The sequence below is a fragment of the Rhizobium sp. BK289 genome (assembly GCF_014193575.1).
Taxonomy (GTDB): Bacteria; Pseudomonadota; Alphaproteobacteria; order Rhizobiales; family Rhizobiaceae; genus Rhizobium; species Rhizobium tropici_C.
In genome coordinates this window covers 24,931-45,362 of the sequence record NZ_JACHZO010000014.1, presented here as the reverse complement: position 1 = coordinate 45,362, position 20,432 = coordinate 24,931, and the positions used below count along the sequence as shown (strand labels likewise).

Below are 20,432 nucleotides of genomic sequence, written 5' to 3'. Positions count from 1 at the left end.
ACATGCCTCAGCACACGACCATTCCCCTCAATCGCGCCTGGAATACCTGGAGCGACCGGCCGGCCGAGATGGTCTTCCTGCCGCTCGGCGTGCGCCTGACGCCGGTGCTCTATTCAAGCCGTAGCCGGACGACCTCCGCGATCGAGCCCCGTCACGACACGGTTCGCCTCGGGCGGCACGAGCTCGATGGTTCGGAAGTCTCGCTTGAGACCGAGCATACCGGCACCACCCTCTCCTTTCACTGGAGCAAGCCTGATCCCTTCGTGGTTACCGGCGGCTGGAGGGCACAGGCCTCCGCTGAGTGGGGGCTCCGCTTCTGGGTGACGCTGGCGATCTCCGCCGACGGCGCCACGGTCACCTACGACGCGGCAGCGGGCGCCGCCCTCATCAAGATCGGCCAGCGCTTCGTGGCCGTGGTCAGCGCCGAAAGTCCGGTGCAGGTGACCGGCCATGACAGCATTGCCGATCTGAGGCAGGATTTCGAGGCGAACGGCTATTTCTATCTCGCCAGCCGCAGCAATGCGGCGCCCGTCATCGGACTGCGTTTCAACCTCGAAATGATGCGCGACGGCAGCTATGCGGCGGCCGTTGCCGACCGCGCCGATCTTGCCATCGAGAAGGCACGGGCCGCCCTTGCCAGGAAGGCAGCGCCCGCGGCCGATCAGACAGACAGCTTCCTCGCTGCGGTTCGCGATATCGTCGGCTGGAACACGATCTGGGACGAGACCAACAACCGGCCCTACACCGCCGTCACCCGCATCTGGAACCTCGGCAAGTTCGCCGTCTGGTACAATGACCAGACCTATGCCGCGCTTCTCTCCGGCCTGTTCGACATGGACATCGCCCGCGAAAACCTCGCGGCCGCCTTTGCCGGCGTGACGCCGCAGGGCAACGTCGCCTGCATCGTCACATCGAATGACGCATGGGTCGACCGCACGCAGCCGCCGCTGGGCTCGCTCGTTCTCTGGGATCTCTATCAACGCAGCGGCGAGCGCTCGATCGTCGAGGCGAGCTACGACGTCGTCGCCCGCGCTCATCGTTGGTGGTGGGATAACCGTGATCCGGATCGCCGCGGGATGATTTCCTGCGGCACATCCGATGTCGGTGAGTCACTCTACAAGGGCACCGCCTTCGGAGCCCGCAACGAAACCGGCATGGACAATTCGGCCACCCATGATGAAGCGGTCTACGACCCGAATACGCGCTCCCTCTCAACCTTTGATCTCGGCCTGAACTGCGTCGTCGCACTCGATGCCGAAATGCTCGCCAAGCTCGCCGCCGTTCTCGGCAAGACTGTCGAAGTCGAAGAGTTCGAGGCTATCGCCGCCGGGTTGCGCCGGCGGATCAGTGAAGAACTCTGGGACGACAAGCGCAGGATCTTCGCCAACCGCCAGCGTTCCGGCGCCTTCGTCAAGTCGCTCTCGCCCACCAGCTTCTATCCGCTGCTCTGTGGCGCCGCGAGCGACGAACAGGCCCGCCACCTGATGGTTCATCTTCAGGACGACAGCCTCTTTGCCGGTGAGTTCGGTCTTCCGAACGCCACCCGCAACGATCCGGCTTACGCAGAAAATGTCTATTGGCGCGGCCGCATCTGGCCGAATGTCAACTATCTCGTCTGGCTTGGCCTGAAGCGCTACGGCCTTGAACCGCAAGCGCAGAGGCTAAGAGCACAGTCACAGGAGCTTTTCCTCAAGTCCTGGGAAGGGAAGCGGATCGCGGCCGAGAACTACAATTCGCAGACCGGCGAGGCGATGGATCAGGGGGATACCGATCCCTTCTATATCTGGGCAGGCCTGTTGCCGCTCATGGCGATGTCCGATGTCGTCGATGTCGACCCTTGGGATGGTTGGGCGATCAGCAACCGACAGCGAGATGCAAACTTGGGCACGATCGTCTCTCCGGCGGGACCGATGAGCGTTCGGATTGCAGACGGCCGCCTATTGCTCTCGATAAACGGCAAGCTTTTTCTCGAGACCAGCCTCCCCCTTCGACTTTCCGGCCTATCGATCGCGCCGGGTCACGTTCGTATGACGATTTCGCCGGTTGACCCAGGCGGTGTCCTTATCTTTCCTGCGCTCGATGCAGATGACGTCATGGGCATATATCTCGATCGCATCGCAATCCCTTCCGAGCGGGTGGATGGTCCTCTCACCATAGCCATCGCCGCCTCTTCGGAAGCACGCAAATTGGAAATTTTCGTTGGAGCCGATACAAGCCGGATTTAACACTCGATATCAAGCCCGATTGTCGTAATATCGTCCATGGTGGGTGGCTCCTCTCTTGATGCCGTCGGAGGGCGCCATCCACCACATCAACTTAACGAAACTCGGACATCGATATGCGCTGACGGGTCATAACGAACCGTACTCTGCTCTATCGTAGCCACTGCTTTCCCGCCGAAATTATCGTCCACGCCGTCTGGCTCTCTTTCCGATTCCCTCTGAGCCTGCGGATGGTTGAGGGCATGATGGCGGCATGCGGGATCATCGTTTCGCATCAGACGATCCGGTCATGGGTTGAGAAATTCGGACGTGCCTTTGCCACGAAATCCGCCGCCGTTCAGCCGGCCGGCTCAATCTACCCATCAACCGTTCAAAAACGAAAACCCCGTTTTTCTACCGTGAGTTCATCTAAGCAAGTTATTTTTTTGTTTAAATTTAGAATCTAATCTTAGCATCTGGGATGCATGTAGCGTTCGGTGATGCGCAGGAAGCGCAGGAATTGTTGCCGATGTGACGCCAGTCTTCGCGACGGACACGACAGCAACTCAGCGCGGTGGGTATCGATGAAGAACATGAAAATCTCGCTCCAGCTGTTTTTGCTGGTTGGAGCCATGATAACGACTTTCGCAGGCCTGACATTTCTCCAGATTCGGTCCTCAACGACGGCCATCTACCATGAGCGCTATGAAATGCTGCGCACGCAAGTGGAAACGGCTATCTCCGTATTGAAGGACTATCAAAGCCGGGTCGAGAAAGGCCAATTGTCGCTTGATGAAGCCAAGAAGCAGGCTTATGGCCAGCTCAACAAGATGACCTTCGAGCCGGACGGATATTTCTACGGATACGACTACAATGTCGTGCTGGTCTTTCATCCGACCTCGCCGAGTGTCGGCCAAAGCAACAAAGGCGTGAAGGACGCCAACGGCTTTGCCTATCGCGACGAACTCGTTCGGCTGGGCCGGGCCGGCGGCGGCTATGTCGAGTTCATCGGCCCGAAGCCGGGCAAGGACCCGAATGACCGAAGCTACTCCAAAGCAAGTTATGCCAAGGTCTTCGAACCTTGGCAGATCGTCATCATTACCGGGCTTTATACGGACGATCTGAAAGAAGATATTCGCAATTCGACCATCAAGATAGTCGGTGGCTCCGCGCTTGCGTTCCTGCTGGCGATTGCCGCGGCCTATTTCATCATCCGAGGTATTTCGCGTCCGCTCAATGCCATCCACGATGCGCTGAATGCCGTGGCCGATGAAGACGTCACCTTGGACATTCCCCACACCGACATGGGCAACGAAGTGGGCAAGATGGCGCGTGCGACCAAGGCTCTGCAGGAGAAAGTGCGCGAGCGCCACACTATGCTGGCACGGCAGGAAGAGCAGCAGCGCGAACTGGACGCCGAGCGCCAGCGCAATCTTGATGCTCAGCGCAAGGAAGCCGAAGAGCAAGCGCATGTGGTCGCCACCATCGGCGCCTCGCTCGAGCAGCTCTCTGTCGGCGACCTCACGGTTCGCTGCGCCGATCTGGGTCCAAAGTACGAGGGCCTGCGCCACAACTTCAACGACGCCCTTTCCCGCCTCGAACAGGCCATGAGCCGCGTCAACCTGAAAGGCACCGACATCAGTGTTTCCAAGGAAGAGATCCGTCGCGCTTCCAACGAGCTTGCGCAACGCACCGAGCGTCAGGCCGCCAATCTGGAGGAGACCTCGGCAGCTCTCGATGAGCTGACGGTGGCGGTTCGCCAGACGGCGGAAGGTGCCAGGGAAGCTGCAAGCCGCGTGGCATCCGTCAGTCAGGAAGCGCGCCAGAGTGACGGTATTGTCGAGCAGGCGATCGCCGCCATGAGCGGTATCGAGCAATCGGCCACCGAGATCACCAAGATCATTGGCGTCATCGACGAGATCGCCTTCCAGACCAACCTGCTGGCCCTCAATGCGGGCGTGGAAGCGGCGCGCGCCGGCGACAGCGGCAAGGGCTTTGCGGTCGTCGCCCAGGAGGTGCGCGAACTTGCTCAACGCTCTGCCGCGGCCGCCAAGGAAATTAAGGAGCAGATCGCCCGCTCCACCGGGCAGGTTGAACAGGGCGTGCAAATGGTCGGTAAGACCGGCGAGGCATTGAAGCGGATTTCCAGCCAGATCACCGCCGCCGACGATATCGTCTCGAAAATCGCGCACAGCGCTCAGGAGCAGGATTCGACCCTGCGCTCGATTTCCTCTGCGCTCAACCAGCTCGACACCGCCACCCAGCAGAACGCCGCCATGGCGGAAGAAACCACCGCTTCGGCAGAAGTTCTCGCCAACGATACTGGCGACCTGCTGGATCTTATCCGAGGCTTCCGCACCAACAGCTCTGCAAGCGAACTACATAGAATAGGCCATCAGATGCGACGGGCAGGCTGAACAGGCCCTACCACGCAGCTCAACCTAGTCATGACCTCCACCAGAGGTGGAGGTTTGAAACGCTGCGCTTGAACCGCTAGAAGCGGTATTGTTAGCGCTTAGTAGCTACGATTGAAGAGGTCGGCAAAGTCGGAAGCTTTGTCGGCCTTTTCCTGATTACGGATATATTGTCTGACGACCTGCTCATTGTAGCCCTTCAGCGCGTGGGGGATTGATCCCCCCGAAATTGCGGCCCGGAACAAAGCTTTCGCATGGCCGTTCGTTCTTATGATGAGCGAAAGAGGAAAGGCCAAGCCCGGTGGCGATTAATCCAAGTCCACCAAGGCACAGGAACGCAAACGCCAATCACATCGCTCGACATTACGCCCGAAATCAATGGAGGAATAGGTCATGGATCATAGCAACCACATACGACTGACCGAAGAAGAACTCACACAAGCCAATCTGGAAGGCGCATCGATCTATGATGCCGATGACCACAAGGTTGGTACGGTTGACCACGTACATGGAGCCGGCGTCGGCAGCAGCGTCGTGATCGACGTTGGCGGTTTCCTTGGTATCGGTGCAAAGCCGGTGTCCGTTCGAGGGACCGATCTCGATTTCATGCGCGACGAAAGCGGCGAGATCCATGGCGTGACTTCCTGGACCAAGGATCAGCTGAAGGCAATGCCCGAGCATCGCGATTAAACACTGGAAGGGAGCTTCCGCATGGGGAAGCTCCCCTTTGAACCGAGATTTCCATACGCGAGAAATATCCAAGCGCGCCGGACACATTTGCTGCACCGAGCAGAACGAGAATGGTGCGCGGCGATAGTAGCTCCCATTTTTCGTCACACGGTGACGTGATTTAAACGTCGATCGCGACGGCCGTGCCTCGTTCGTCCGCTTCCCTCATTCGTCGGTTTCAATGTCCGCTTTCTTCGGCCCGCAGCTGATCGATGGCATCCAATGCCTCGTCTGCCGACCATCCAGCACGTAGAGCCGCGGCGACGAGGCGGACTTCTACCTCCTGCTCCAGTTTGAGAAAAGAAATCTCAAGCGCTTCTTTTGCCGTGAGGACATGATCATCATGGGGAACGACGTCAGGAATTCTTGCAGTCTTTGCCACGGCACTCTCCGTCAAATTGAGGGACAGTTTTCAATGGTTCCAATTCCGCGCTGGGCAGAATCGTTCTGTTTCAGCGTTTGTCCGGATTAAAAGATGTCTCGCTTGAATAAATTACTCCGAAGCTCCCCAAATGTTCCCAACAGACAACTCGGCGTCTAATATAAGCTCCGAGATTGATGAAGCCTACGAGCGGGCGGCAACGAAATGGCGATCTCCGACGTTCGCAGCCTCCTTGCCGATCATCGGAAACCGATCGGTCCTATCGCGCCCTCCCCGCGTGAGGATCCGAACGCGGCCGGGTTCAACGCGAATTCAGCCATGGTGGTTTTCCTTCGATGGTAAGGCCTCGTTCTCATCCTCAAAGAGTGTAACGAACTCATCGTCCGTGCGGGGGCCGAACAAAACGCAAGGCGATCTCGGACGATGCGCAAAAACCGCGATCGGCAGAAACCCTTCCGGGATCTCCTCCTCAAACCATCGGTCACCGGCTTCGATGCACGCAATCCGCCCTCAAGACGAAGGATAGACGAGCAATCGCTTCCAGCGCTTTGACACGGGTCAGCCATGGCGCACCGTCCAACTTTTTACCTTTTTTTATCCCAGGTCCGACGACCGGCAATGCTAGTCCTTTTCCAGAGGCGCTGATGTGGATCGGCACCCATTCTTGAAGAGGGAAAGCATCATGAAAAAACATCTTCTCATTACTGTCGCACTTCTTATGGCCATCTCTCCCGTAGCTGCCGAAGCCCGCTGCGTGCCGAACGACGCTGTCATCGCCGCAAAGGCTGTTCCCCTCATTCAGTACAAAAACACGATCATCGACGGTGTGAAGGTCTTCTACCGTGAAGCCGGCCCGAAGGACGCACCGGTCCTCCTTCTCCTGCACGGATTTCCCACCTCGTCACATATGTTCCGCAACCTCATTCCACTGCTCGCGGACCGTTACCACGTGATCGCACCGGACTATCCCGGTTATGGCCAGAGTGACGCACCCGATCACACCAAGTTTTCCTACACATTCGCGAACCTGACCAACATCGTCGACAAGCTGACCGAAAAGGTCGGAGCCGATCGATACAGCATGTACGTCATGGATTACGGCGCACCGATCGGATACCGCCTGGCGCTGAAACATCCGGAGCGGGTCGAAACCCTGATCGTGCAGAACGGCAATGCCTATACCGAAGGCCTCGCCGCATTCTGGGACCCGATCAAGGCCTACTGGGCCGAAAAGACGCCGGAACGTCGGGAAGCACTCGCCGGCCTGGTTACGCTCGAAACGACAAAGTTCCAGTATACCGACGGTATGGGCGATGTGGCACATATCAGCCCCGACAACTGGGTCATCGATCAGGCCCTGCTCGATCGACCTGGCAACAAGGATATCCAACTCGATCTCCTGGGCGATTACGGCAGCAACGTACCGCTTTATCCCCAGTTCCAGGCCTTCTTCCGCGATCATCAGCCGCCGACGCTGATCGTGTGGGGCAAGAACGACAAGATCTTCCCCGAGTCCGGCGCGCATCCCTATCTTCGCGATCTTCCGAACGCCGAGATGCACATACTCGACAGCGGCCATTTCGCTCTTGAGGACAAGCTCGACGTGATGGCGCCGCTCATCCGCGACTTCCTGGACCGCAAGGTTTGCAACTGATCCCTAGCTAATTCATAGCGCGGGGCCACCGGCCCCCGCGGCATCCGCCGTCACGTCGTCGGCGCAGTTTCTGCCGTATTAGTCAGCCGCTTCCAGGCGCTCAACGATGATCCGCTCTTCCGGGATTTTTATCAGCATCGCGAGATCGCGCCCGAAACCTGACCCAGCAGCTCAATCCCAAAGAAGGATAATGATCATGTATAATAGCAAATCCAAGCCAAGCGTGCTTCCGACGGGTGGCGGCGCGGCCCTGATCGATCCCTCCGACACCCTGATCCTGCTGCTCGATCAGCAATTGGGACTTTTTCAGACAGTCAAGGACATATGCGTCTCCGACCTGCGCCGGAATGTAGAGGTGATCTCTAGGCTCGCCACGCTCCTGAGCATCCCTGTCATCACCACGGCGTCGGAACCTGCGGGCATCAATGGTCCGCTGATACCCGAAATTCACGAACTGGCTCCGCATGCGGTCTATGTGCCACGCAAGGGGGAAGTGAACGCATGGGACAATGACGATTTCGTCGCAACGGTCCGCGCGGCCGGCCGAAACACTCTCATCATGGCAGGCGTCTGGACCAGCGTCTGCGTGATGTTCCCGGCGCTCGACGCGCGCGCCGCTGGCTATGACGTCTATGCGGTGCTCGATGCGTCGGGTGATCCGAGCGAAATGGCATCGCGTATTTCCCTTGGCCGTTTCGTTCAAGGCGGTGTCAAGCCGACATCGACCAACGCATTGGTATCCGAGCTTCACCGGACCTGGGCGCGACCGGAAGCTGCCGAACTCGGCAAGCTCTATGGACTCGTCGCTCCCAACTATGCTGCTGTGGCCGAAAGCTTTGCACGTGCGCAGCAGGCCGCGAGAGGGGCAATCTAGCACCGTATGCTTCCGACGCCCTTCGAGCCGACAACACGATGAGGATTCACTGATATGACGTATGGTTTTATGGATATCGCAATCACTCCTTCAGTTCGCAGGGCGCAGGCGGAAATGGGAGCGGATCGTCTGTGGTCCGACTTCACGGGACACCGCGAATTCGACCGATTTTCCGTAAGGGAAACCGCATTCATCGCACAGCGCGACAGCTTCTACATGGCCACGGTTTCCGAGACGGGCTGGCCCTATGTCCAGCACCGCGGCGGGCCTAAAGGCTTTCTCAAAGTGCTTGACGACCGCACGCTTGCCTTCCTCGATTACCGTGGCAATCGCCAGTATATCAGCACCGGTAATCTCGCGGAAAATGACCGGACGTGCCTGTTCCTGATGGACTATCCCGCCCGCACGCGCCTGAAGATTTATGCCCGCACCGAAAAGCTGGCGCTCGAGGCGGATCCAGTGTTCACGGCGAGCATCACCGACGGTGATTACCGAGCCAAGGCCGAACGAATTTTCAAGCTCAAGCTTGAGGCGTTCGACTGGAATTGTCCGCAGCACATCGAGCCACGATATACGGAAGCCGAATTTCTCGCGGCCTCACAATATCTGATCGACAAGGTTACCCAGCTCGAGCAGGAAAATGCGTCGCTTCGCGAGCGAGTTGACGTGCGCACAAAAGATTGAGGCGCCAAGATCAGCGCACATCCATCGCGGCCATGGCAAGGCGGGTGCGTCTGGTCGCGGCGCCTGCCCCCATGGCAACGGCACTATCCAAGGACTTCTGGAAATAGCGCACTGCATGGTGTGGGCGGGCGTTTCCGGCCTCAATCATTCCCGCAACGCGCCAGAGATCAGGATGCCACCATCGTTCCTCACGTATCCCGATTTCGCCAAGTACGGCGCGCAGGCTGTTTTCGGCAAGTTGCATCTCGCCGGCGGCTATATAGGCCTCAGCCAACAGGCTGCGGTAGAATGGGACGCGAGCACGCCAGCTTCCCCGCAGCAATCCAGTAATGCTGTCCTGCATCAAGGTGAAACCTGCTTTGTCACCTCGAGCCGACTGGATGGCGCCGGCGAAAAACGTGGCTGTCCCCTCGTAAATGCCGACGCTCTCACGGCGGCTGACGTCGGCCAGCTGCAGCTGGAGCTGCGAAGCGGTTTCGAGATTGCCGTCCACGAAAGCAATCGGCAACCCCGCCAGAGAGATCGCATTGCCAAGGGAAATCATGTGGTCAAGATCGACAGCACGTTCGATCGCCAGACTGGCTAGATCGGAGGCGCGATCAGAGTCACCCCGTAACCAGGACACGAGCGCCAGAGATAGGCGTATGCCGGCCGGCAGGTCGACCTGGAACCTGGATAGCCCATAACCTTCTTTCACATGCCCCCAATCATTCATCAGCGCCTCCAGATGGGCTGATGCCGAATCCAGTTCACCTGCGTAGATCTGGATATGCGCCAACAGTCGCTTCCCGTCAGGCGCGGTCGCCCAGTCCAAACCCTTTGCCGCTGCAAAATCGTTCATGCTGCGTAGCGCCGTACGCGGCCGGCCAGAATAGGCCAGAAAGACGGCCTGTCCGCAGACCGCGCGTACCTGAAACTCGGCATCGCGCGACCCGTTCGCATGAAAAATGCTCTCGCGCCAAGCGTCGTCGGTTTGCGGGTGCATATGGCGCGCAAGTGTCATGGCCCAGGCCCGTGCGGTCGACAGCTTTGTTCGCCCCGACGATGCAAGCCCTACCAGGGCAGTGCTGTTCGAGCTTGCAAGATCGATGGCCTCCAGCATCTCTCTGAAAGCGGAAAGCTCTTGCCAAAGCGGCAATGCAGCGACCACCAGTTCGGCACCCAATGCGGCGTCGCCTGCAGGATCGAACGCCCAGCCGATCGCAGAACGCACGTCATCGATCTGCCTCCGATACTTCCCGAGCCATTCACGAGACGTCTGCGATGACCATTCCCGTTCAGCAAACTGCAGTTTGTCCCTTGTTCGAACGGCGAATTGGCGTCTTGCCTTCCCCCTATGGAGTGAACCTAACAGACGTCGCGCGGCATAGGTGCCAGTGCTTTCGGCAAGCCTATAGTACATAGTGGAACCATCATACTCCGCCGAAACAAGCGATTTGGCCACAAGCTGTGACAGTGCATCCCGCCCGGTCATAGGCTCGAGCGCGCCGGCAGAATACATGGCCTCCACGTCGTCAGTGCTAAACCGACCTGAAAACACCGAAAGCAGACCGAGCAATACAGCCTCGCGGTCAGGAAGAAGCCGATAGCTCCAGTCGAGGGTCGCCTCCAGAGATTGGTGGCGCAAGGGTGCATCCCTCGCTCCCCGATTCATGGTATCGAAGCCATCCTTGAAGAGGTCATCGAGCGCCGAGGGTGCAAGGGCACGGGCGGTGCCGGCGGCCAGTTCGATGGCTAGTGCCAACCCGTCCAGGCGTGTGCAGATCGAAACGACGCTTCGGACATAATCGTCGGAAGGCTCGAGGTTGCCTGAACCGCACGCCTTTGAAATGAACAGCTGGATCGCGGGAAACTGCAGCGCGTCGCCGGTGGAAAGCGCCGTCGTCTGGTCCGGATAAGCGAGTCCGGTGAGGAAATGGATCTGCTCGTGCCGCGTCCGTAGTGGCTCGCGGCTGGTTGCAATGATACGGGCAGCAGGAAGTTCCGCTGATATCCGCTCGACAACTGTTGCCGCCATCGCAATGACGTGCTCACAATTGTCTACAACTAGAATTAACTTGTTACTGCGAAGGACTTCGATCACACCTGCAATAGGATCGTCAAATCCGAGGGAGACACCGAAAGCGGACGCGATCGCCGGCACCACAAATCGCGGATCGCTGAGTGTAGAGAGGTCCGCAAAGGCAACGGCCTCGCCTGCCCCACCGGATTGCTGAGCAACCGCGACCGCAAGAGACGTTTTTCCGGCTCCGCCCGGCCCAACAATGGTGACATAACCCGGTTGATCCAGCTTCTCGGAGATTTGTCGGATCGCGTCTTCGCGGCCGAGAAGCTGCCGCGCTCGAGGAGCAGCGATATGGTGACTTGTGCTTGAAACGACTTGCCGTGCTGGCGCCGGGCGGTCGATTTCCAAGGCGGCGACGAACTTGTACCCCCGCCCTGTGATGGTTGTGATGTACTCCGTGACAGGATCGAGTTCAGCCAGCGAACGTCGGAGATTGCCGACATTGACCTTCAAGTTATGGTCGTGAACAATGTAGTCAGGCCACACATGCGCGAACAGATCGGCTTTGCTGACCACCTCGCCAGCCCGCGCTACGAGCAGCGTCAGTATATCGAAACCTCGCCCGCCGAGGGGAACAGGCTTCCCCTTGTGCAGGAGGGCTTGGGCCTCGGGCAGCAACCGGAAATCGCCGAACTGATAGGCGGTTTGCTTCGGCAAAGCACTGCCGTCATTCGTCACTACGACCTCACATACCCGTAAAAAGCTAGACTTTACACCGCACTAGCCTATTTGCAAGCCGTACGGAGAGATCGTCGCAAACTCGCGCAATGCGGGTCGCAACGAGATTTATGGCTTTCTCAAATCAGATATAAGAGAGACCTGCCGATGGCATAGGGTGCAATTGCTCGACACTTGCCATTTGACGATTGAGACCCATGTGCAGGAAATTGCAGCTGCTATTTCCCGTCCTGAAGCGAATGATCCCCTTATCCCGCCCCAGCGAGGTTTCTGGCTTAGGAGCACTCTCTTGAATCCTTGTTCTTCTGATCACCCCTGCCCTACGATGGAAGATGCCATTGAGGCCAAGGCGTTCATTGATCTGCATCAGGCCTCCCATGGGCGATTGCCGGATGAGGAACGATTCGAGTGCGTTTCCATCAATGGCGGATGCACGATCTCACTTCCACGCGCGCCTGCCATCGGCCTCAATCGCATCCTCGGTCTCACGGCGCCGGAAAACCTCGACGAAGCATACACTTGGATGCGCAAAAAGGAGGGGAATCGATTTTTGCAGGTCAACATCGACACTGCGTCCGACGAGTTGAGACATTGGATCCAGTCGAAAGGATTGGTCCCGCATGGTCCTGGGTGGGCAAAACTGGGGCGAAACGCACACGCTATGTCTCTTCCACCGGCAGGACCTGTAAAAACACGCAAAGTTTTGCGCGATGAAGCCGAGGCATTCGGCGCTATGATGTGCGCCGGGTTTGGTTTTCCCGAAAGCCTCACCGCGCTATGGGCCGCAATCGTTGGAAGAGACGGATGGTCGTGCTTCTTCGCGTTGGACGGAGAAACACCCGTTGGAACTGGAACAATGTTTGTTTCAGGATCTTTTGCCTGGCTCGGCGGGGGAACGACGGTTCCGAGCTTTCGAAACCGGGGTGCGCAGAAAGCCTTGATTCACGCTCGCTTACAAGAAGGCACGGTCCGTGGCGTGTCGACTTTCGTGGTCGAAACCGAGGTCCCCTCGCCTGAAAAGGCCAACATTTCGAACGCCAACCTGGCAAAAATGGGATTCGTGCATCTCTATAACCGCAGCAACTTCATTCTGTGACGATGTCTGGCGCGGGCAACGCACTCCAATTTGCAATCATTGAGGTCGGGATTATCTCCGTGGTGCCAGCTTTGCTCTTGATCGTGCGGCCGGTTTCGACGGTTTCGGTGGCGTCCGCGGCAGAAAGTTGAAGGTCTCCGGTGGTCGGATTGTTCATGTCGTTTGAGCATGAGTTGACGCGAGCGCATCATGCGCGGCGGCAATATCCGCGCTGCCGCTGCTGTCGCAGCGGTCGCAGATGTCCTTCAGCTCCGCCAGGGCCAATACAGGATCGCCGATCTCCTTCGCAAGCTTGACGCGGCTCGTTGCCGCGCGCAGAGCAAATCCGATTGCGCCACTCTCACGACCCAGGTCTATCGCATCTCGAAGGTGCCGCATCGCGCCGTTTGCATCTCCATCCCGCCAGCATACCAGACCCTGAAGGTGCAGTAATTCGGCGTCGCACCATCGGTCTCCGCGCTGCCGACTGTAGTTCACGCCCTCATCGATACTCTGGCGAGCAACCGTGACTTGATCGTGCGAAAGCGCCGCGTGAGCGAGCATCACGTACCGTAGGGGTAAATGGATGAGAAAATTGCACTCGCGAATGGCGGCTATTGCATCCCTCAACCGTTGAACCGCCTCCGCGTCTCCGCGTGCGGCATCAATCGCCGCCTGATGAAAGCGGGCGAATGGCGGCCAGGTGTCGATCTGGCGGGACTTCAGGCGCTCGGCCAGCAGCGATGCTCGTTCCTGCGCTAAATCAATTCGCCCGCACAGCAAGGCTATTGGCGTGGCCGCGACTGCAAGCGAATGCGCGCAAGACAAGTCGTGGTTCAAAGTCAGCGCGGCGTTCAATGCTTCCTCCGCAATCTCAAGTGCACGCCGATGCTGGCCGACCACCCAAGTGGACAACGAAAGATGATTTCGGAAATTGACGAACCTGTCGATCTGGAATCTCGAGGTCTGACCGCCATTGCCGAAAGTCGCATGCTCACGAGCCAGACGCTCGAGACCCGCATGCCCGGATCTGATGTTCCCTTGATAGAATTCGCACGTAAACAACTCCCGATCGGCATTGGGAGCCGCGGAATAATCGCCTACGGACGCCATGAAGCGGCGGAGATCGGCAATCGTCTCAAACGCCCTTTGATGAAAGCCCATGGCGGTCTGCACCATTGCCAGGCCCATCTTGGTTCGAAGACAGTGTTCCACGCTTCCGGCTTCCAAAGCGAGCTTGAAACCCCTCGTCCAAGTTACCTCGAGTTCATCACCGAAAGGATAGCGATAACAAAGATTCCAACCATGGGCCGCGACCAGCTTCATGCGGAGCAGAAGGTGATCACCGGGCAGGTCGTCCAGCACGGACAGCGCGCTTTCGACCCGTGACCCGCTTTCCACCATCGTCGAGAATTCTACCCAGAACGGCAAAGCGGCAACGGTTAGCCGCACCCCAAGTTCGGCCTGTCCTTCCGAGCGATAAGCCCAATCGATCATGCGACGGAGGTCCGCGCTCCAGCCGCCATAGAGCGCCATCCAGTCTTCGCGCGGCCGCCACGTCCATTCTTTTTCTGCTCTTTCGAACAACGCGAGAATGAAGCGGCCATATGCGATCATCGCGACCTGTTGCTCGCCCTGCGCAATCAGCCGTTCGTTGGCGAAAGCTCGTGTATTGTCGAGCAACCGGTATCGGCGACGCCTCCCCGTGTAGTTGACCGACACCATGGATTTGGCCGCGAGGGCTTCCAGCCACGCGGTGACATCCTGCTCATCCGCCAGATATCCGAAGGCGTCGATGGCATCATCGAGCGCAAAGGTGCCGCCAAAAAGCGAAAGATGACGGAGTAGCCGCGCCTCGCTCTCCGAAAGCAGCCGGTAACTCCAGCTGAGCGTCGCCGTCAGCGTCTTGTGTCGGGACATGCCATTTCCGCGTGATGCCAACGCTTCGAAGTCACGCTCAAGCATTTGCAGCAGCCCTGCGGGACCGCTTTCCTTGAGTTGCGGAGCCGCCAGTTCGATCGCCAGCGCAATACCGTCGAGACGCCGGCTCAAACTCGCGAGCGCCGGGACATCCGCGTCCTTCAGTCGATAGCCATGCGCCTCTGCACGCCGAACCAGCAATTCGATCGCCGAAAAGGCCATTGCCGACCCGGCATCCAGAAACGCGTCCTCGGGCGGACACAGAGGGGGAAGCCGATGGACCGTCTCGAACCTGCATCGTAATGGCTCGCGGCTTGTCGCGATGATATTCAGCCTGTGCAATGCGTGGTTCAGATGATCGGTTATGCCGGCTACGGTCGCTAAGACGTGCTCGCAATTATCGAGGACCAGAAGCTGGTTCTGGTCGCGCAACGCGTCAACGAGACCTTCCCGCGCATCGATCGGCTGGCTTTCGATGCCGAGCGCGCGGCTGATGGCCAGGACGACAAGCTGTCCATTCTCGATCGCAGCCAGGTCAACGAAGCACACGGCTTGCGCCTCGGTGTCACCGATGTTTCTTGCGGCTGCGATAGCGATGCTGGTCTTGCCGACGCCGGCAGGGCCGACGATCGTCAGCAGCCGGGTTTGGCGCAGCGCCTCGACAATTCCCGCCAGCGCATCGGCGCGTCCGACCAGCGGCTTTGACGGCGGAAGCGCCCCGTCAATCTCCTTGATCGACGCGGGAAGCGTTGCCTCCCGTGGACCCAGCACCGTCAGTGGCGCAATGAAGCGATACCCCCGCCCCGGGACGGTCGCTATGCAGGGAACATCAATGCCGTTGGCCTGCAGCGCGCGGCGCAGAGCAGCAATGTTGACCTTGAGGTTGCTTTCCTCGACGAACAGGTTGGGCCACGCCGCGTTAAGGAGTTCGTTCTTGTTGACGACCTGGCCTGGCCGGCGCACAAGCGCGTGAAGCAAATCCATGGCGCGCGATCCGAGGCGGATCGGAATATCGCCGCAAAGCAGCGATTGCCGAGCGGGCGTGAAACGGCAGTTGCCGAAGCAATAGGTCGTGGCATCGATCGCATCAGCCCCTTCCACTATCCCCCCTTCGCGGCGGCAATTGCGAGGGCGCAATGCGTCGCAGATGCGCGCTCTGACGACGACAGGCCGCCGAATGAATTTCGGGCTATTCCGAGCCTAATAGCCTTATACCAGCAAATTCACCTTTTTTAACCGACCATGTCGGTGCCGCGATGATATCAAGGTGGCGGGCCGATCAGGTGAAGGAAATCCCGCGGGGTTTGCGCAGGTCCGACTTTATTCAGCAGGTTTGAGCTTCCGGTGGTCATTGTTGGCCATGATTGTTTGTGCCTGGATCCGGATTAATCGAGGAACATAGGGCATGCCCCGCACGCTCAGCACACTGACATTATCGGACGCCAAGCAGATGCTTGAGGCGGGTGAGGCAAAGGCGGCCAACCTTGGCATTCCCTACAACATCGCCGTGGTCGATGCAGGTGGCGCGCTGATCGCATTCGCGCGTCAGGACGGCGCGCTCGAAGGGAGCATCGATCTTGCCATCGGTAAGGCGAAGACGGCACGAATGTTCAACAAGACGACTGAATTTCTCGCTGAACTGGCACAGCCCGGAGGGCCGCTGTTCGGGATAGAGCAGAGCAATGGCGGTCATGTCGTGATTTTCGGCGGCGGTTTGCCCGTCACGATCGACGACCAGATCGTCGGTGCCGTCGGGACCAGCGCCGGTTCGATCGAGCAGGACATCGCGGTCGCCGAAGCGGCGGTCGCTGCGATCACTACGAATCCAACATCGTGAAGGACCAGTGATGAAAGCTGCGCGCATTCTAGAATACAAGAGGCCCCTCGTCCTCGGGGACATCAAGGTTCCGGACATTCAGCCCGACGAGATTCTCGTGAAGGTCGCCGCCTGCGGCATGTGCCGTTCGGACGTGCTGCTGATCGATGGCTTTTTTCAGGGCTATGGCGATATTCCGCCCCCCGTTATTCCTGGCCATGAGATTACCGGCACGGTCGATAAGATCGGCGGCGTCGTGGCCAAGGCCGCAGGGCTTGAGGAAGGCGACCATGTGGTTGTGTCCCCCGGCTGGGGCGATGGCGTCTGCAAGCATTGCCAAGTCGGCAACACGCACATCTGCCCGAATGTCCGCTGGCCAGGCTTTGGTCCTTATGGCGGCTTTGCCGAGTATATCCCCGTACCGGCGCGTTATGCGATCAAGGTCGCCAAGCATCTCAAGTTCGAGCAGCTTGCACCACTGACGGACGCCGGGCTAACTCCGTACCGCGGGCTTAAGAAGATCCGCGATGCCGGCGGGCTCGGACCCGACCGAGTGATCGGCGTATTCGGCATCGGTGGCCTTGGCGCTTATGCCGTCCAATATGCCAAGCTGCTGGGCGCAGGCGGCCCTGTCGTCGCCGTCGCGAGGAACGAGGAGAAACTCCAGGTCGCGAAGAAATATGGCGCCGACCACATCATCGCGCTCGAAGGCAAGTCCTCCGACGATGTGGGAAAGGAGCTTAAGAAGGCGACCGGCCAGGACAAGTTCGACGCGATCATCGACTGCGCGGGTGCTACGGAAATGATGCAGCTCGCCTTCTCACGTCTCGCGATCGGCGGGCATTATGTCGATGTCGGCTTCATCGGCGACCGGATCAACATTCCGTTGTTCCCACGCGTCCACGGGGAGCAGACTTTTCACGGCTCTTTCTGGGGAAACAATGCTGATCTCATCGAGGTCATGGCACTCGCGGCAGAGGGCAAGATCCAGCACACGATCAAGATGATCTCCTTCAACGATATCAACGAATATATCGATCTCATGCGGGACAATAAGATCGTCGGTCGGGCGGTCGTCACATTCTGACAGCATGGATCGCGACAATAAAGTCGAGCCACATGTTTGGGAGATGATCATGACCCAGCATGTCCTGTTCATCGTTACCAACGCAGCTAATCGATCCCCAAAGTCGCAAGACCGGCTTCTTCTTTGCAGAGATCGCCCATCCTTTCGACGTGCTGGATGACGCCGGCTTCGCGATTGAACTCGCCTCGCCCGCCGACCGATGGCCCCTACGGCGCGTTTGACGATAACGACCCTGCCAAGAAGGCGTTCTTCGAGAGCAAGGCCTTTCGCCGGTTCAATCGTAGCCGCAAACTCTCCGAGGTGGATGCCGGCGACTACGATGCCATTCTAGTGCCCGGCGGCCTCGGACCTACGGTCGACATCCAGCGCAATGCGGAGGTCCAGCAGGCGATCGTGCGGGCCTGGACGACCGGAAAGCTCGTGACCACCGTTTGCCACGGCCCCTTTGCTCTGCTTGGCGTCGATCTCGGTGACGGCACGCCGTTCGTGCGCGGAGCGCGATGCTTTGCGGCTCGTTTTCGCGAAACTGTGTCCGATTCCAGGAGACAGATGTAGACGCATCGATCATCAAGGGAACGCCCGTTCAAGCACACATATGTGGCTTTATAAATCTTGACATTTTTTATCATGTTACTTAGCGGTAGTTGTGCCGATGGCCGCAGTTCGTGGGATCAGGCGCCGACTGATTAGGGGATTTTTACATGAAGTTTATGTTAGGCTGCACAGTCGCTATGAGCGCTGTGGCAAGCGGTGCCGCATATGGGCAGGATGCCACGCAATTGGCGCCAATAGTGATTACCGGGACAAAAAACGCCACGTCCACGATCGGAACTCTGCCGGAAGAGTATGCAGGCGGTCAGGTCGCGAAGGGGGCACGATTGGGGGCGCTGGGAAACCGGGATTTCATGGAAACCCCCTTTAACGTGACTGGCTATACATCCGAGTTAATCGAAGACAAGGGTGCCCAGACCGTGGGCGAGTTAATGGACAACGATCCGTCTGTCAGAAACACGCACTCCTCTGGCGGCCTGTTGGATTCGTTCTACATCCGGGGCTTTCCGGTCGGCGAAGGCAACGCCGGCGAAATCGCATTTGACGGGATTTACGGTATCGCTCCCACCTACCGTGTTTTCACCGACTATGCCGAGCGGGTCGAGGTGCTGAAGGGTCCGACAGCTTTCCTGTACGGCATTTCTCCCAACAGCGCTGTCGGCGGCACGATCAATATCGTTCCGAAGCGAGCGCTCGATAAGGATTTGACGCGGCTGACGACAGACTACGCTTCCGATTTTCAGGGCGGTACCCATGTCGACGTGTCGCGCCGGTTCGGCGATGAACGGCAATTCGGTATTCGTTTGAACGGCAGCGTCCATGGGGGTGACACGCCGATCGATGATCAGACACGGGACTTTTACATCGGAGCCTTGGCTCTCGATTATCAGGGGGAAAATCTCCGAGCCACGCTCGACGTGATCGGACAGCGCGAAACTCTCGACGCACCTCAGCGTCCCTTCCTTCAAACGACAGGACTGGTCGTGCCCGACGCACCCGACGGATCGCTCAATGTCCAGGAACCGTGGGAGTGGTCGAAGAGTGCGGACCGCTCGGTCCTGGGCAGGGTCGAATATGACCTGACCGACGATATCACCTGGTTTGGCGCTTTAGGCGGCGGCAATTCTCACGTGCATCGCCTTTTTGGCCTGCCCACCATCCTGAACTCGGCGGGCGACGTCAGCATCACGCCACAGAATGCGATTTTCGACGTCGACAGACTGACGGCAGAAACGGGTATTCGCACCAAGTTCGACACAGGGCCGATCTCCCACACGATGACCCTGCAAGCGAGCTATCTCCACCAGAGCCTTAATCGTGCGATCGTTTCAGGCACTGCTCAGCTGAGCAATATGTACGACCCTGTGCGTCGCATAGAACAATTCGTAGCCGATCCACGTTCCGTGCCGAAGGTTTCGGAGGCCAGACTGTCCGGCATCGGCCTTTCGGATACGTTGTCGATGCTGGACGAGCGTGTACAGCTCACGCTTGGTGGCCGCTTCCAGCAGATCGACTCGAAGAATTTCAATGCAGTAACAGGTGCCGTGTCGTCGTCCTCGGATGAAGACGCCGTCACGCCGCTCGTTGGCCTTGTTGTCCGCCCCTGGGAAAAGGTTTCCTTCTATGCCAATTACGCTCAGGGCCTGAGCATAGGCGATACGGCTCCCACCACGGCCATCAATGCGGGCGAAACGCTCGCTCCATACAAGACGACCCAATACGAGATCGGCACCAAGATCGACTTCGGACAGATCGCCATGACCGTAAGCGCATTCCAGATCGAGAAGCCCTTCGGCCAGTTGGAACCAGGCGGCGGCGGCCAGGTCTTCACCGCTGGTGGGGAACAGCGCAACCGCGGCGTTGAATTCAACGTCTTTGGCGAGGTGACGGATGATCTGCGCTTGCTTGGCGGTCTGGTGCTGATGGATGGCGAACTGACGAATACGTCGAGCGCTTCGACCCGTGACAAGCGCCCGGTCGGCGTACCCAAGATCCAGGCCAATATCGGAGCCGAATGGGACGCGTCTTTCCTGGAAGGCCTGACGCTGACGGCCAATGTCATTCAAACCGGCGAACAATATATCAACACGACGAACACGCTGAAGATCCCTTCCTGGACGCGGCTTGACCTCGGCGCGCGCTACAAGACGGAAATCGAAACGAGGCCCGTCACATTCCGGGCCTCCGTCGAAAACGTGTTCGATAAGGACTACTGGTCCGGTGTCGCAAGCTTCAGCACGATCGCCCAGGGTGCGCCACGCACCTTCAAGGTATCGATGACCACGGACTTCTGAGGCGGCC

General features: G+C 58.7%; 14 protein-coding genes and 2 pseudogenes. 12 read left to right on the top strand and 4 right to left on the bottom strand.

The window, feature by feature from the left end:
- Positions 1 to 2: 2 nt before the first annotated feature.
- The 4 genes and pseudogenes from FHT84_RS23745 to FHT84_RS23735 all read left to right on the top strand — a co-directional run bounded on the left by FHT84_RS23745 (position 3) and on the right by FHT84_RS23735 (position 5,305).
- The gene (locus tag FHT84_RS23745) at positions 3 to 2,225 is read left to right on the top strand and encodes a trehalase family glycosidase (protein ID WP_183764619.1); all 2,223 of its coding nucleotides are present in this window, start codon (positions 3 to 5) and stop codon (positions 2,223 to 2,225) included.
- A gap of 128 nt (positions 2,226 to 2,353) precedes the next feature.
- A pseudogene (locus FHT84_RS31530) lies at positions 2,354 to 2,548 on the top strand (IS6 family transposase); the annotation flags it as partial.
- 237 nt (positions 2,549 to 2,785) lie between these two features.
- On the top strand, positions 2,786 to 4,618 hold the full coding sequence (locus FHT84_RS23740; RefSeq protein ID WP_183764622.1) for a methyl-accepting chemotaxis protein: 1,833 nt from the start codon (positions 2,786 to 2,788) through the stop codon (positions 4,616 to 4,618).
- A gap of 390 nt (positions 4,619 to 5,008) precedes the next feature.
- Positions 5,009 to 5,305, top strand: coding sequence for a PRC-barrel domain-containing protein (locus tag FHT84_RS23735; protein ID WP_112342083.1), 297 nt, complete (start codon positions 5,009 to 5,011; stop codon positions 5,303 to 5,305).
- Between the two features lie 217 nt (positions 5,306 to 5,522).
- On the opposite strand, the gene FHT84_RS23730 is transcribed toward FHT84_RS23735, so the two are convergent.
- The gene (locus FHT84_RS23730; RefSeq protein ID WP_112342084.1) at positions 5,523 to 5,726 is read right to left on the bottom strand and encodes a hypothetical protein; all 204 of its coding nucleotides are present in this window, start codon (positions 5,724 to 5,726) and stop codon (positions 5,523 to 5,525) included.
- A 682-nt stretch (positions 5,727 to 6,408) separates the two neighbouring features.
- Between FHT84_RS23730 and FHT84_RS23725 the strand changes: the two genes are divergently transcribed.
- The 3 genes from FHT84_RS23725 (at position 6,409) to FHT84_RS23715 (ending at position 8,938) form a co-directional block, all read left to right on the top strand.
- The gene (locus tag FHT84_RS23725; RefSeq protein ID WP_183764625.1) at positions 6,409 to 7,380 is read left to right on the top strand and encodes an alpha/beta hydrolase; all 972 of its coding nucleotides are present in this window, start codon (positions 6,409 to 6,411) and stop codon (positions 7,378 to 7,380) included.
- Between the two features lie 196 nt (positions 7,381 to 7,576).
- Positions 7,577 to 8,254 carry an isochorismatase family protein gene (locus FHT84_RS23720; RefSeq protein ID WP_112342086.1) on the top strand — a complete coding sequence of 226 codons (678 nt, stop codon included), beginning with the start codon at positions 7,577 to 7,579 and terminating at the stop codon, positions 8,252 to 8,254.
- A 54-nt stretch (positions 8,255 to 8,308) separates the two neighbouring features.
- Entirely contained in the window at positions 8,309 to 8,938 is a 630-nt protein-coding gene (locus FHT84_RS23715) for a pyridoxamine 5'-phosphate oxidase family protein (protein ID WP_183764628.1), read from the top strand.
- A 10-nt stretch (positions 8,939 to 8,948) separates the two neighbouring features.
- Here FHT84_RS23715 and FHT84_RS23710 read toward each other — a convergent pair whose 3' ends face one another.
- A complete protein-coding gene (locus FHT84_RS23710) occupies positions 8,949 to 11,681 on the bottom strand; it encodes a winged helix-turn-helix domain-containing protein (RefSeq protein WP_183764631.1) in 2,733 nt (910 codons plus the stop codon).
- A 289-nt stretch (positions 11,682 to 11,970) separates the two neighbouring features.
- Between FHT84_RS23710 and FHT84_RS23705 the strand changes: the two genes are divergently transcribed.
- On the top strand, positions 11,971 to 12,777 hold the full coding sequence (locus FHT84_RS23705) for a GNAT family N-acetyltransferase (protein ID WP_183764666.1): 807 nt from the start codon (positions 11,971 to 11,973) through the stop codon (positions 12,775 to 12,777).
- Here the strand turns inward: FHT84_RS23705 and FHT84_RS23700 are convergent.
- A complete protein-coding gene (locus FHT84_RS23700; protein ID WP_181592334.1) occupies positions 12,767 to 12,934 on the bottom strand; it encodes a hypothetical protein in 168 nt (55 codons plus the stop codon). The genes FHT84_RS23705 and FHT84_RS23700 overlap by 11 nt on opposite strands.
- Positions 12,931 to 15,777 (bottom strand): winged helix-turn-helix domain-containing protein, encoded by a 2,847-nt coding sequence (locus tag FHT84_RS23695; RefSeq protein WP_183764634.1) that lies wholly within the window; start codon positions 15,775 to 15,777, stop codon positions 12,931 to 12,933. The genes FHT84_RS23700 and FHT84_RS23695 overlap by 4 nt, the downstream gene beginning before the upstream one ends.
- Before the next feature lie 304 nt (positions 15,778 to 16,081).
- Here FHT84_RS23695 and FHT84_RS23690 point away from each other — a divergent pair, with 304 nt between their 5' ends.
- The 4 genes and pseudogenes from FHT84_RS23690 (at position 16,082) to FHT84_RS23675 (ending at position 20,425) form a co-directional block, all read left to right on the top strand.
- Positions 16,082 to 16,513 (top strand): heme-binding protein, encoded by a 432-nt coding sequence (locus FHT84_RS23690; protein WP_112342091.1) that lies wholly within the window; start codon positions 16,082 to 16,084, stop codon positions 16,511 to 16,513.
- Between the two features lie 10 nt (positions 16,514 to 16,523).
- Positions 16,524 to 17,579 carry an NAD(P)-dependent alcohol dehydrogenase gene (locus FHT84_RS23685; protein ID WP_112342092.1) on the top strand — a complete coding sequence of 352 codons (1,056 nt, stop codon included), beginning with the start codon at positions 16,524 to 16,526 and terminating at the stop codon, positions 17,577 to 17,579.
- Positions 17,580 to 17,628: 49 nt separating this feature from the next.
- A pseudogene (locus FHT84_RS23680) lies at positions 17,629 to 18,074 on the top strand (DJ-1/PfpI family protein); the annotation flags it as partial.
- Between the two features lie 206 nt (positions 18,075 to 18,280).
- On the top strand, positions 18,281 to 20,425 hold the full coding sequence (locus tag FHT84_RS23675) for a TonB-dependent receptor (RefSeq protein WP_183764636.1): 2,145 nt from the start codon (positions 18,281 to 18,283) through the stop codon (positions 20,423 to 20,425).
- The last annotated feature ends 7 nt before the right edge of the window (positions 20,426 to 20,432 follow it).